13 protein-coding genes are annotated in these 13161 nt (G+C 38.5%); 3 read left to right on the plus strand and 10 right to left on the minus strand.

Annotated features, from left to right (window positions below):
• Positions 1 to 43 precede the first annotated feature (43 nt).
• The 4 genes from kynB to kynU all read right to left on the minus strand — a co-directional run bounded on the left by kynB (position 44) and on the right by kynU (position 4315).
• Positions 44 to 667, minus strand: coding sequence for an arylformamidase (gene kynB, locus M2M59_RS13330; RefSeq protein ID WP_249774820.1), 624 nt, complete (start codon positions 665 to 667; stop codon positions 44 to 46).
• A gap of 62 nt (positions 668 to 729) precedes the next feature.
• Positions 730 to 1569 (minus strand): tryptophan 2,3-dioxygenase, encoded by an 840-nt coding sequence (gene kynA, locus M2M59_RS13335; RefSeq protein ID WP_147197314.1) that lies wholly within the window; start codon positions 1567 to 1569, stop codon positions 730 to 732.
• Complete coding sequence (locus M2M59_RS13340) at positions 1554 to 2960, minus strand: amino acid permease (RefSeq protein ID WP_249774821.1); 1407 nt, start codon at positions 2958 to 2960, stop codon at positions 1554 to 1556. The genes kynA and M2M59_RS13340 overlap by 16 nt, the downstream gene beginning before the upstream one ends.
• 80 nt (positions 2961 to 3040) lie before the next feature.
• On the minus strand, positions 3041 to 4315 hold the full coding sequence (gene kynU / locus M2M59_RS13345; RefSeq protein WP_249774822.1) for a kynureninase: 1275 nt from the start codon (positions 4313 to 4315) through the stop codon (positions 3041 to 3043).
• 156 nt (positions 4316 to 4471) lie between these two features.
• Here kynU and M2M59_RS13350 point away from each other — a divergent pair, with 156 nt between their 5' ends.
• On the plus strand, positions 4472 to 5098 hold the full coding sequence (locus M2M59_RS13350; RefSeq protein ID WP_147197320.1) for a TetR/AcrR family transcriptional regulator: 627 nt from the start codon (positions 4472 to 4474) through the stop codon (positions 5096 to 5098).
• Between the two features lie 50 nt (positions 5099 to 5148).
• Here the strand turns inward: M2M59_RS13350 and M2M59_RS13355 are convergent, their stop codons facing one another.
• Together M2M59_RS13355 and M2M59_RS13360 are read right to left on the minus strand one after the other, a co-directional pair.
• A complete protein-coding gene (locus M2M59_RS13355) occupies positions 5149 to 5529 on the minus strand; it encodes a hotdog family protein (protein ID WP_147197322.1) in 381 nt (126 codons plus the stop codon).
• A complete protein-coding gene (locus M2M59_RS13360; RefSeq protein ID WP_249774823.1) occupies positions 5523 to 6140 on the minus strand; it encodes a histidine phosphatase family protein in 618 nt (205 codons plus the stop codon). The genes M2M59_RS13355 and M2M59_RS13360 overlap by 7 nt, the downstream gene beginning before the upstream one ends.
• A gap of 156 nt (positions 6141 to 6296) precedes the next feature.
• Here M2M59_RS13360 and M2M59_RS13365 point away from each other — a divergent pair, with 156 nt between their 5' ends.
• Positions 6297 to 7535 (plus strand): MFS transporter, encoded by a 1239-nt coding sequence (locus M2M59_RS13365; protein ID WP_147197324.1) that lies wholly within the window; start codon positions 6297 to 6299, stop codon positions 7533 to 7535.
• A gap of 67 nt (positions 7536 to 7602) precedes the next feature.
• Here the strand turns inward: M2M59_RS13365 and M2M59_RS13370 are convergent, their stop codons facing one another.
• On the minus strand, positions 7603 to 9666 hold the full coding sequence (locus M2M59_RS13370) for an EAL domain-containing protein (protein ID WP_249774824.1): 2064 nt from the start codon (positions 9664 to 9666) through the stop codon (positions 7603 to 7605).
• A gap of 445 nt (positions 9667 to 10111) precedes the next feature.
• Entirely contained in the window at positions 10112 to 10756 is a 645-nt protein-coding gene (locus tag M2M59_RS13375; protein WP_249774825.1) for a hypothetical protein, read from the minus strand.
• Positions 10757 to 10853: 97 nt separating this feature from the next.
• On the opposite strand from M2M59_RS13375, the gene M2M59_RS13380 reads away from it, so the two are divergent.
• Positions 10854 to 11429, plus strand: coding sequence for a DNA-3-methyladenine glycosylase (locus M2M59_RS13380; RefSeq protein ID WP_147197327.1), 576 nt, complete (start codon positions 10854 to 10856; stop codon positions 11427 to 11429).
• 73 nt (positions 11430 to 11502) lie between these two features.
• Here the strand turns inward: M2M59_RS13380 and M2M59_RS13385 are convergent, their stop codons facing one another.
• Together M2M59_RS13385 and M2M59_RS13390 are read right to left on the minus strand one after the other, a co-directional pair.
• Positions 11503 to 12075 carry a DUF5105 domain-containing protein gene (locus M2M59_RS13385; RefSeq protein WP_249774826.1) on the minus strand — a complete coding sequence of 191 codons (573 nt, stop codon included), beginning with the start codon at positions 12073 to 12075 and terminating at the stop codon, positions 11503 to 11505.
• Between the two features lie 578 nt (positions 12076 to 12653).
• Positions 12654 to 13157, minus strand: a complete 504-nt coding sequence (locus M2M59_RS13390) for an Imm6 family immunity protein (protein WP_249774827.1) — start codon at positions 13155 to 13157, stop codon at positions 12654 to 12656.
• Positions 13158 to 13161 lie beyond the last annotated feature (4 nt).

Below are 13161 nucleotides of genomic sequence, written 5' to 3' on the forward strand. Positions count from 1 at the left end.
TGCTATAGACATGCAAAAAGATCCTTCTTATTTTAAATACTCACTACAGACGCTTCACTACTGCGCGGACTGGGCTCCCATCTGCTTCTGCTAGGAAAAGTGGTAATGCAGCCAGCTCATAATCTCCTGGTTCAATTTGGTCTAACACCAAGCCCTCTAGTATGTGAATGCCATGTTTTGTTAGTTCATGGTGAGATAACAGCTCTTTGCTATCAATCGGATCCACGGACGGCAAATCTAGGCCTAGCAAACGAATTCCTTTATCTCCCAAATAAGAAGCAAGCTCCGGCTCAATTTCTGGAATCGCTGTAGGAAAAACGCTTCGATCCGGCCATACATCCGTGCGAATCAATAAACGGCTGACTCCTTCTAAATCTACACCAGCGAGTGCTTCTACCCCAATAGAAGAAGGTACCGGCAAATGAATGATACGGGCTTTCCCAATGTACACATTCACATCAAGATCTGAGACTTTCTTTCCATCATTATCAAAATGGAATGGTGCATCAATATGTGTACCTGTATGAATGCTCATTGTAATACGGCCAACATTGACTGATCCGCTTTCTTCTTTGCTCCAATTCACCTCATACGTAAATGGCGTATCACCTGGCCAAACTGCCGTCTGTTGATTTAGTGGCAATGAGATATCAATCCACGAATCCATGTTCATTTTCCCTCCTCATTCTCTTGTTCACTGTTTCTGCATAAAAAGCTCCTTAAAATACCTTACAGCTTTGTGCGTAAACTCAGTAGCTCAGGGAAAAATTGGTGATCCAATACCTTTTTTAAATAATTGACGCCGGATGAACCGCCTGTACCCATTTTGTGGCCGATGATTCGTTCGACAGTTGTCATATGGTTGAAACGCCAAAGCTGCTGCTGATTGCCGATATCCACCAGCTTCTCTGCCAATTCATATAAATCCCAGTACTGATCTGTATTGCGGTATACTGTCAGCCACGCTTCTTCTACACTTTCATTCGGTTCATAGTTTTGTGTCCAATCACGATTTAACGCTTTTTCATCCACTTTTAAACCATGCTTGGCAAGCGCTGAAATGGCTGCATCATAAATGCTCGGTTCCTTTAAAGACTTCGTCAGCAATGGATAAACCTCCGGCTGATGTTCATAAACCGCAAGCGTGCGAGCGTTTTTATTTCCAAGTGCGAACTCAATCAAGCGGTTTTGGTAGGATTGAAACCCAGAGGAATGCCCCAACTTATCACGGAATTCCATATATTCGGCAGGCGTCAACGTGGAAAGAACACTCCATGATTGAATAAGCTGTTGCTGAATTCTAGAAACGCGCGATAGCATCTTGAAGGATGGTTCTAACTCGTTCTTTTGAATACACTCAATCGCCGCATGTAGTTCATGCAGAATGAGCTTCATCCAAAGCTCACTCGTTTGGTGAATAATAATAAACAACATTTCATCGTGGTGGTCTGAAAGCCGATGCTGACCTGTCAAAATTTGATCAAGGCGTAGGTAATCGCCGTATGACATCTCCTTTTCAAAATCCAATTGGATGCCCTTTTCTAAATTGTTACTCACTGAGTTTTCCATTCTAAATCCTCCTCGTCGTCTTTCATGTTCCCTTGCTGTAATGGCGTATTTACTTTTTTACGGTGGAAAAGAAAATAGATAACGGTTAAAAAGGCGAGCCATGGAATACCAAATTGAAGCAGTATTTTAAATGACGTAAACCAGGTAGTAATCATTAAGCTGACCAAGAGAATGGCTCCTAATGCCGTCAAATATGGAAAGCCGATCATCTTCACAGGCAATTGACGACCGCCTGCTCTCTCCCATTTCTTACGGAAGAATAAGTGCGATACAAAAACCATGAACCAAGTAAAAATGGCGCCAAACATGGAAATTCCCATCATAAATGCATAGGATGTCCCTGGGAATAATCCACTAACAACAGCAGCCATGATGATACCCATTGCTGAAATTGCAAGAGCATACAACGGTACACCCTTTTTGCTTAACTTACCGAAAACTGCTGGCGCTGATTTTGCCCGAGACAAAGAAAATACCATCCTTGTTGACGCGTATAATTGGCTGTTCATCGCAGATAAAGCAGCTGTTAAAATAATAAAGTTCATAATTCCAGAAGCACCCGGGATATTCAAAATCTCCATTACTTTCACGAAGGGACTTTTATCAATGCCAGCACTTTTCCAAGGAACAATCATCAGCATAATCGCTAAGGTGATGACATAAAAAGTGGAAAGGCGGAATACTGTCGCTTTCAATGCCTTAGGTACAGCCACATCCGGATCCTCCGCTTCTCCTGCAGTAACCGCTATCATTTCTGTTCCTAAAAAGCTAAACAAGGAAATAAATACGGCAATCCAGACGCCCTTTAAACCAAATGGTAGGAATCCTCCGCTATCCACAAGGTTTTGCGGTCCTATTGTCGAAGAGCCGCCAGATGGTCCGAGCAAGATGTACGCCCCCAATAAAATAAAACCGATGATTGCGCTAATTTTAATCATTGAAAACCAGTATTCAAACGTTGCGAATGTATTTACGCTCGTTGCATTTACATAAATCAGTACGACACCAAAAAGCAGAATCCAGACCATGCCCGGCACGTGGGGAAACCAGTACTTCATATAAACAGCAATGGCACTCACTTCTACTCCAACAGCCAGCACATTTGCGATCCAGTAGGAATACCGGACAAGATAGCCTGCGAAAGGATGAATGTATTTTTCCGCAATCAGCCCAAACGAACCTGATGAAGGATGGGCGACAGTCATTTCAGCTAAGCACCCCATAAGCAACAAAATGATAAACGCGCCCAAAGCATAACTGAGAAGGACGCCGGGACCTGCCGTACTAATGGCGAGCCCACTCCCAAGGAATAGCCCCGTCCCAATTGCACATCCCATCGCAATCATTGTCAGTTGCCTGGTTTTCAGCTCCCTCTTTAAACCTTTTTCCATATGAATCCGCCTTTCCTTTACAGGTTAGTCATAACACTGTGGTATTCCTTATTCATTCCAAGATATATAAATCTAACAATCTATGCAACTGTTTCTCGCTCATTGGTAAACTTCTCATATTGCTTTTCATCCATAATCTCTTTTAAAATCTGCACTACATTCCACACATCCTCGTATGATGTATAAAGGGCAATCGGTGCAAGGCGAATCACATTCGGAGCACGAAAATCTGGAATAACCCCATGTTCCTTTAGAGATTTGCAAATACGGGCAGCTTCCGGATGCTCGAGACAAACATGGCCGCCACGACGGACATCATCACGGAGATTTCCGATTTCAAAACCAAAATCAGCTAGTTCTGCATCAATTAACTCCATGAAGTATTCATTAATATCGAGTGACTTCTTTCGAATCTGTTCCATTCCCGCTTCTGCAAACATTTCGAGTGAGCCTAAAAGCGGTGCCATGCTCAATACATGTGGTGTCCCGATTTGATAGGCGCCGGCAGTGTCTGCAGGAGTAAAGGTATGCAAAAGGTCAAATTGAACATCTTTTCTTGAACCAAACCATCCAGCCAAGCCAGGCTCTGCACCAAAATGCTTCCGGTTTACATACAAACCGCCCACACCCCCAGGGCCACCATTCAAGTATTTATAGTTACACCAGTAGGCAAAATCCACATCCCAGTCACTAAAAGCATGTGGAATCGAGCCAACTGAATGGCAGCCGTCAAAACCAATTAAAATCCCACGTTTATGCGCTTCATCTGTCAACCTTTTCATATCCAAAAGTTGACCGCTGCGATACTGCACAGTTGGAAGAATCACTAATGCCACTTCATCGCTCATTGCAGCAATAATATCTTCCTCTTCAATTGTACGGCCATCCCTGCTTTTCACTTCGATTAAATGATGTTCAGGATCAAAGCCATGAATGCGAAGCTGGCTTTTCAGGGCATATATGTCTGTAGGGAAATTCAGTTCATCCGCAACAATTTTTGTGCGTTTCCCCTCAGGCTGATAAAAGGTTGCTACTAATTGATGCAGATTGACCGTTGTTGAACCGGTGACAATCACTTCTTCTGCTCTCGCCCCTACTAGCGGCGCCAGCATTTCTGCTAATCTCTCAGATAGTTCAAACCATGGATGTTGGCCCTGTGTCCATCCGTCGATACCGTATTTTTTCCAATCATCCACTGACTCGAAAAGCGTACGCTCCGCCCTTTTTGAAAGCAAACCTAAAGAGTTCCCATCCATATAAATGGTACCTGGTTGAAGATAGAATTCTTCTCGGAATCTTCTTAATGTATCTCTTTCATCTAGTTGTTTCGCGTATTCTAAAGTTGACTTTGTCATTGTAAATCCTCCCTCTTGTCATCTTTTTAAAAGACTATACCAATAAATATGACATTACGTCAATAATGTATTCTGAAAATTTATACTATTATACATCTTTCCTTTTAAAGTATTTCTTTATATGCTAATGTGAAAGAATATGAGGAGGCAAAACAGATGACTAACAAAGAAGAGGTGCAAGACAAACGCCATTTACGTTCTATCAAAACAAAACAAAAGCTCCTCCAAGCTGCTCGCGAAATATTTCTAACGGTAGGCTTTCAAAATGCAACTATTTCTCAAATTATTAAAAAAGCAGAGGTCGGCTATGGCACTGCCTACGTCCATTTCAGCGGGAAAGAAGAAATTCTCATCGTCTTAATGGATCATGTAATGGAAAAGTTCTATCAAATAGCGGAAGTTTCATTTTCACCCAATTCAAAGGAAGAAGCACGCGATATTATCCTTTCACAGGCAATGGATTTTTTGAAAATGGCTGAAACGGAACGTAACATGCTGCAATTGTTCGAGCAAGCCATTGGCACTTCCCCCTCCATTTCAGCAAAGTGGAATGCTATCCGTGAAAAGTTCATCCAACGAATTTCTGAGGATATTGCATACGCTCAAAAATACGGACTAGCCAAAACAGAACTCAACCACAAGCTTGTAGCCCGCGGCTGGTTCTATACAAATGAAATGTACCTGTGGGAAATTGTCCGCAATGAACAGCAAGGTACAGTGGAAGAGATCGCGAAAACTATCACGGCTGTCTACACAGGAGGACTCTATCAAACGAATGAATAAAGAAAAGTGTCCCTGCGTAATCAGCACGTCTGGGACACTGGGTTATCTCGTTATTCTGTTAAGATGACGCCAGAAAAGCTGCCACTCAAAACTTGTTTCTCCAACTGATTGGTACAAAGAAAACTCGCCAATATAGCGATTCTATTTGCATGATCCGGCTCTGCTTTCTCAATCTTTACCTGGCACTGAATCGTATCCTCAGTAAAGACAGGCCTGAAAAACTCAAAGTTCATCGTGCGTGCCAGCACATTATATTCTCCACCTATTTTTGTGGGCATAGTAGCAGTCAGCAAACCTTGAACCACCACTCTTCCAAGTCCATCAGGCTGTGTATGATGGTCACCCTCATCCATGGATAATGCTGTGAACATCTCTACATCTCTCTTCGTAAAAGTCCGTTCAAAATGGATTATGTCCCCTGTCTTCAACAATGTAATTTCCCCTTTTTTAGATGCTGCAGACTATTCATAAACTTTACTGCACGTATATCATCCTTTAACTCGAGCAAATGAATTCCTGTATCTCCTGTATGAAATTGAAATTTCGCCTGAACTGGCAGATTAAGAAAAGCCTCTAGGAAATTTGAAATCAGCCCCCCATGGGATACAATGGCAATCCTTTCCGTCTCCTTAAAATCGTATATGATTTGTTGAAATATCTTCTCAGCCCGATAACGTAACTCGATTGCTGATTCCCCATCTTGTATTGGAATATGGGCTGGCCTTCCCCCTGATGGCAAAGGATATTTCACGGCTGCTTCCTTCCTTAAAAGTCCTGCTAAAACGCCATTATCAAACTCTCTTAATTCATCAAAATAACTAATCTCACAACCAATCGCTTCTTGTAAAATTTCAGCTGTACGACTGGCTCTTTTCAACGTGCTTGCCAAGATAATGTCCGGTGGAAAATGTTCCTGTACATGACTAGCCATTTTTCGAGCCTGATTTTCTCCCAGTTCGGTCAAGTGATAATCAGCTCTTCCTTCGTGCACCTCCAGAATATCCGCCTCTGATTGTCCATGCCTTATGACCAATAATTCCATTCCCATCCGCTCCCCTTACCACTTTACTAATTTTGATATACACATTAAGTCTAACGTCTATTGATTTTTCAGTCTATTTTAAAATTTTTGTATTTACAATTTTTATCAGCCGCATTATATTTAGATTAACGAATAATTAGAAAGGCGAATTATATTATGTTTCGTGAATCCATTACTTTTTTCAAGTCGTATAACCGAAATATTAAATTACTATTGTTAGGAAATATTTTTATCCAAATTGGTTTAGGCATTACAGCGATTATTTATAATTTCTATATTCGGTCACTAGGCTATGAAGATACGATGAACGGGCAGGTTATCTCTCTCACATCACTTGCCACGGCTTTATTTCTTTTGCCAGCCGGCATAATGGGCGATCGTAAAGGCAGGAAAAAGATACTTCTCTTTGGCCTTGCCGCAGCAGGTATATTTATGCTGCTACGATCCGTGTTAGAATCAGCGAGCCTTTTATTAAGCATCGCCTTTTTATTAGGTGGAGCTACGGCATTTTTTCAGGTTATGGTGATTCCCATGCTTGCAGAAAATTCAACAGCAGATCAGCGGGTACATCTATTCAGCTTTCACTTTGCCATTACCACAGCGGCGAATGTTATCGGCAACTTGTTAGGCGGTTTTTTAACAGATGTATTCAAACTACTTGTTGAAGATATTAGCGCTATTCGCTTGGCATTGTTAATTGGCTCCATCATTTTTGCAAGTGCCATGATTCCTTTCGCTAAATTAGCAGAGCCTTTAAAGGATGCTGAACAGCCGCCTTTATTAAGGGAGCCGATAGGATCGGTAAGTCGCAAGATAATCTTAATTTTTTTCCTTTCCCAACTATTGATTGGAACAGGCTCTGGTCTTGTCATTCCCTATTTGAATCTATATTTTGCGGACCGTTTCCATGCATCCAACTCAGCGATTGGCCTAATTTTATCCGTTGGCCAAGCAGGAACTGCCATCGCTATGTTTCTAGGGCCTGCAGTGGTCAAGAGGTTCGGCGAGGTGAAAGCAGTTGTGCTTTTGCAAATGCTATCTCTACCTTTTTTACTCATCACAGCTTTCACCGGAAATCTATTTATAGCATCGATTGCTTTTCTATTTCGGCAAGCCCTTATGAATGCAGGTAATCCCATTCAAATGTCTTTGATGATGTCGTTAGTGAACGATCGTTCTAAAGGTGTTGCAAATTCTGCAAACCAGATGGCCTTCAACTTAGGATGGGCTTTTATGGGCCCTGTTTCCACAACACTGGTTGTCACTTATGGCTCTTACTGGGGCTATGCAGCTGTTTTCAGTATTACATCCTTTATCTATTTCATCGCAACTCTATATTTCTTTTTTGTATTAAAAGCTTTTACAAAAAAGAATATTCAAGTTGCTATGAGCTGAGTTTTAAAAACACCTTATTGTTTGGCTTTTAAAGCAAAACAATAAGGTGTTTCATTTTTCAAATATTTTATTTGTTTATAGGTTGTTTAAGAGTTTGCAGCTTCCCTTCATATTCACAGACAGGAAGCGGTGGTGAGAAGTAATACCCTTGGATGTCATAGCAGGATAGGTCGCTTAAGAAATCAATTTGTTCCCTCGTTTCGACTCCTTCTGCAATCACATTCAGCTTCAGTTGTTTTGCCAGGGAGATAATCGTCGCAATAACCTCTCCGTTTTCTTGGTAATCATCGATAAAGCTTTTATCAATTTTTAAACGGTTGATCGCCAATTTATGCAAGTAGCTGAGTGAACTATAGCCTGTGCCAAAATCATCAATCGAAAGTTCAAAGCCCATGTCAATGAGTTCATCGAAACGTTCATTCACATTAATCCTGTCTCTTAAAATAATCGATTCTGTTAATTCAAACTCAATATACTCACTGCTTATTTGATATGTTTCCAATGCTTGTTGCAAAAAAGGAATTAAATCATCACGATAAAATTGCACCGATGATAAGTTAATTGACGTTCTCGGCACTTGGTTCCCCTCATCGAGCCATCTACGAATTTGTCCGAAGACTATCTTAATGATTTCTCTTTCTAATTCAATGATGAGCTGCGACTCCTCCGCTATTCTTATAAATATATTCGGTGGGATATAGCCGTATTTCGGATGCTGCCATCTTGCTAGAGCTTCTGCTCCAATCATACGATTGCTTTGACTATTATATTTCGGCTGATAATAGACCATAATCGAATGATTTGTTAATGCATCTCTCAAATCATTCTCAAGCTCAAGCCTATTTAACACATGCCCAGTCATTTCTTTGCTGTATTTAATATAGTTGTTAGCACCATTTTCTTTCGCCTGATACATGGCTAAATCTGCGAAAATGAATAAATCCTTTAGCGAAGTTGCATCTTCTGGGTAACAGGAAATGCCGATGCTACAGGTAATTTGGAATTCATTGTCATGTACCTTAATAGGCGAAGAAAAAGCTGATAGAATGTCTTTTGCAAGGTCTTCTATATCTTGTTTTTGGGGAATAAAAGCTAAAAACTCATCTCCACCTATTCTTGCAAGTAGGCTATCTGAAGGCATTAACTCGTTTAAACGAGCAGACATTTTTTTTAATGCCATATCTCCATACTTATGTCCATAATTATCATTAATTCGTTTAAATCGATCAAAATCAATATAGATTAAACCAAAGTGCGCATTTTCTTCAATCGTCTGACCTACTCTTTTTTCCATGCTCCGTTTATTCGGAAGATCTGTTAGATCATCATGATAAGCAATATATGTAAGCTTCTCCTGTGCCCTTTTCTGCTCTGTAATATCTTGGACAATGCCATAGGCACCAATGGTTATATGATCAATAATCATTCTGACCGCTGTTATGGAGACATCTGCATAGCTGCCATCTTTACGTAAGAGCTTTGATTCTGTCAGCGTCACTTTGCCATTAATCACTTCTTTAAATAATTTGGACATATTTTTTTCAGGCTCATTGATGAGTGCTTGAATGGACATACCTGATAATTCCTCAATACTGTATCCAGACAACCGAGATGCCTCTTCATTCACATCCTGAATATTGCCTGCTAAATCAACCGAAAATACAGCATCCGGATTATGATTGAACAGCGATTTATATGACTCCACATTTTTTTTGAGAATCACTTCACCAAATAAATCTGGAATAAGCGTTAAAAAGATGTTAGCTCCAATTAATAAGATAAAAGGTAAAAGAATGAACTGATGCTCCTGCTGTGCTGCATGTACACTTGAAAAATCAAAAAATGATATCAGTATGAGATAAGGAATGATCCCTAAGGATATACCAGCCATTAAACAACCGATATTTTTCCATTTTGTGTAAAGGCTATATATCTCTTCTCTCGTAATCTGAATTAAAAAACGTACTAAAGAAAAGGACATGCCGAAAATCAGCAAGCAGGCCATTACTACCAAAACAGGCTTCATTTCTATGTATTGATGATATAAAACAGTAAAAGCACCATAGTCTGCAACTATAATAAACAATCCTAGCGCCAGACTTGTAGCAATATATTGTATCTCAGTCTCCATTTCCCTTTGAGCCCCATACAAAGACACAAAGGCACCGATACAGCTACACAAGAAATTCAATAAAAAGTAGTAGTATTGATTATTTACCGGAGCACCAACCGAAAAGACTATTAACAGGTTCGCAGACCAAAAAGTAAAGCCTAAAATAAATGAGTAAAGAATCATTTTTTTTAATTTATGTATAGCGATTCTTAGTTTTCTGCTAAATTCAACGGCAAGGTAGCAGCCTAAAAAAGAAAGGCAAATGGTCAATAATACACTATAAACATTAAAAAAGTAGAACGAAGAATTTACCATGATATTTAAAATCCTCTATTTTTTATAAGTATATATAATTATACAATGACCTGATTTTAAATGTAAACAAATAACTTTATTACTATTTTAAATAACCATAATAGAGACTATTTTCACAAAAATGATATTTCTTCTTTATGGCCTTTAACTAAAAAATACGTGTTTTGTGTGTGTCACTTATCTTAAAGTGAACTTCATTTGAAGTCCCACTTTCTATGTACTCGGACAAGTCGGAAACATCAAGCAACTCTTTTAGATGAACTCTTTTTTTATGGTTGGGTTCTAGTACAATCCTAAAAGGCCCGTTTATATTCATTACTGATGACTCCATAGGTTCTGTATATTCATCTAAAAACTCTAATTCTATAATGACTCTTTTACTGCTGTGATTATACAGTGAGAGATCACACTCCCCTTTCAATAGCCCCTTAATCGGGGATTCAAAATTACAGGTACCCTTTCCATCATATGAAACTGCAGCAATTCCGCTTGCGATTGTCTTCTGATAGACTGCAATCAAAGGCAACGGCAAAAGAGAATATATAATAACAACTACTAGAATTGTTCGTATATGATATTTTCTCAGAGACCGGGCGAACAAAATCATAGCTATAACGTATAAAATTGACCCTACAATGCCCATCAAAACATAACCATTTTCATTCTGAATAGGAAAAGACATAAAGACTGAACGAGCTCCAAGCATTTTGTTATTTGGAAATGGAAAAAATAAACTCATACAAATTACTAAAAGAATACAGGAAGCGATGAAAGATTTTTTGTTTTTAATCATTTGGATTTTCTCCTTATTTATTTTTAAATTGGTATGTACGTAACCTGTTATTTTTATGGTGCAAAGGGAAAAAATATAAAGAAAGGAGGCGGACAAGTTGATTCTGCCTATTGAATTTTACCAAAAAAACACTCTGGAACTCGCCCGAGATTTGCTTGGCTGCTTACTTGTAAAGGAAACAAATGAAGGAACCACTGCCGGCTATATTGTTGAGACCGAAGCCTATATGGGACCCGGTGATCGCGCAGCCCATAGCTTTGGCGGTAGACGCACCAAACGCACTGAAATCATGTATTCAGAAGCCGGCCATATTTATACGTACCAAATGCATACCCATACGCTGGTAAACGTCGTAAGCTCCGGCACAGATAAGCCCGAAGCCATCCTCATTCGAGCAGTAGAACCTCATACGGGAATTGAATTAATGAAAGAACGGAGAGGACTAACAGATTTAAAAAAACTGACGAGCGGTCCAGGCAAATTAACAAAAGCTCTTGGCATAACTATGAATGATTATGGCGGCCTCTTTACTGAACCACCTCTCTATATTGCAGCAGGAATATTACCAGAGGATATCTCCTCTGGCCCACGTATCGGCATCGGCAATTCTGGCGAAGCCAAGGATTATCCATGGCGTTTTTGGATAACTGGGAATCCCTATGTATCCAAATAAATTGTAGTAAACTACAATTTCCCATTAAAAAAAACGGCGTTTATAGCCGTTTTTTTAATGGAGCATAAAATTTTTACTCCATGCCTTGCAGTATACCTTGTACCTTATCTTGATTAGCAAAAAATGCGTTACGGAAATTATCATCACTCAAGATTTTATATTCTCCGTCTTTGTTCTTTTTAAGATTCAGTTTCTCTGTTCTTGATACTAAATCTATGTCCTTATCTTGCATATGCTTAATTAATAATTCACTCACCATTTTATTCATTTCTTCTTGATCCGTAATTTTGCCGCTGTTAAGTTGAGGTTTCATTTCTTCTATCACCTTTTTAAAGACTTCACTTACATCAACTGATTTTACTTTGACAGATACAACAGCTTTATCTTTTTCGTTCGAAACCTCTTTCGGCTCTTCAAAAGAAAATCTTTTGGAGATCGCTTCTAACACTTTCTTATTCTCAGCCGCATCTCCGTTTCTAGTAAGATCTATATCGCCCTTCACATATGTACTAGCTTTCTTTAAATCTCCATCTTTAAAAGCAGTGAAAAAAACCTTTACCGTATCTTTTGGTTGTGCCGCTCCACATCCTACCATTAAAATACTGGTTAATAACAATAAACCAATCATGCTAAATACTTTTTTCATCAGTCTACCTCCTAATATATTTCCATTATAACAAATAAAAAACTAAATTTTAGCATTAATGGAATAAAGATGATGACAGATGAGTACTCCTGAAGGCTTTAATTCTTTAGACTTATACTTTGTCTTTCTATAATTAGACAAATAATGACTCTTTCTTTCGAGAATAGACAATTTTTATACTGTAATCCCTTATACAACAACCCGTAATTTAAGGTTCTAAACTAGCCATCACAATTAATTTCACCGCAAATATTTACTTCTTCACTATCTCACCATAATATAATAATCCTAATTAAGTTATGGTAATGGTTTCTTCGATTATTTAAAGAGCAAGAAGAGAGAGATGTCAAGTGAGATAAAATGAATAATAGGGATTATATTCTTTCACTCTATTCCAATGATAATTTGCTTAAATATATTTTGAAATTAGGTAATAAATAACTAAATATCCTTTAATACCAATTGTAAAAATTTTTTCATTCCTCTTATTTTAGATATGAGATTCTGACAAGAAAGAATTCTTAGGAATAAAAGCAAAAAAGCACATGATTATCTTAGATAATCATGTGCTTTAAAATTTATTGTTGCTTTTCGAAAAATTTTAGAATATCAACTTTTTTTAGCGACGTATTACTATCCTTTAAATAATTAATGAATTCTTGAACAACTCTTATATTTATAGTTTTTATCTCATAAAAACCATCTAGAAACTGTTGTAATATACTTTCGTCTACATTTTCTATGGGTGCAGGTAAATATTCTTCATTATCAAACTGATAAGCTCTCCAATTTGTAAAAGATATTGCATCTACAATACAACCCCAAACTAATCCTTTTAAAGCATTATCTTCATCTTGCATTTGCATAAATAACCCTGTAAATTCTGTACCATCGTCTAATAAAAAATATATATCATCTCCAGAGTACTCCTTATTTTCAAGCCATCCCCAACAAACTTCCAAAGCTTTACTTATATCCTTATACGCTGGTGAAGTATTTAACAAATCAACAATTGTTTCACTTAATCCTAATAAAAATGCAACTTGCTTATCCGCTTCTAACTTTACAAATTTTTCTAACATGAAA

Source organism: Rummeliibacillus sp. G93 (assembly GCF_023515935.1).
GTDB lineage: Bacteria > Bacillota > Bacilli > Bacillales_A > Planococcaceae > Rummeliibacillus > Rummeliibacillus stabekisii.

Coding starts and splice junctions, on each gene's coding strand:
- kynB (WP_249774820.1), bottom strand. CDS start 667: ATGGATTCGTGGATTGATATCTCATTGCCACTAAATCAACAGACGGCA.
- kynA (WP_147197314.1), bottom strand. CDS start 1,569: ATGGAAAACTCAGTGAGTAACAATTTAGAAAAGGGCATCCAATTGGAT.
- M2M59_RS13340 (WP_249774821.1), bottom strand. CDS start 2,960: ATGGAAAAAGGTTTAAAGAGGGAGCTGAAAACCAGGCAACTGACAATG.
- kynU (WP_249774822.1), bottom strand. CDS start 4,315: ATGACAAAGTCAACTTTAGAATACGCGAAACAACTAGATGAAAGAGAT.
- M2M59_RS13350 (WP_147197320.1), top strand. CDS start 4,472: ATGACTAACAAAGAAGAGGTGCAAGACAAACGCCATTTACGTTCTATC.
- M2M59_RS13360 (WP_249774823.1), bottom strand. CDS start 6,140: ATGGAATTATTGGTCATAAGGCATGGACAATCAGAGGCGGATATTCTG.
- M2M59_RS13365 (WP_147197324.1), top strand. CDS start 6,297: ATGTTTCGTGAATCCATTACTTTTTTCAAGTCGTATAACCGAAATATT.
- M2M59_RS13370 (WP_249774824.1), bottom strand. CDS start 9,666: ATGGAGACTGAGATACAATATATTGCTACAAGTCTGGCGCTAGGATTG.
- M2M59_RS13375 (WP_249774825.1), bottom strand. CDS start 10,756: ATGATTAAAAACAAAAAATCTTTCATCGCTTCCTGTATTCTTTTAGTA.
- M2M59_RS13385 (WP_249774826.1), bottom strand. CDS start 12,075: ATGAAAAAAGTATTTAGCATGATTGGTTTATTGTTATTAACCAGTATT.
- M2M59_RS13390 (WP_249774827.1), bottom strand. CDS start 13,157: ATGTTAGAAAAATTTGTAAAGTTAGAAGCGGATAAGCAAGTTGCATTT.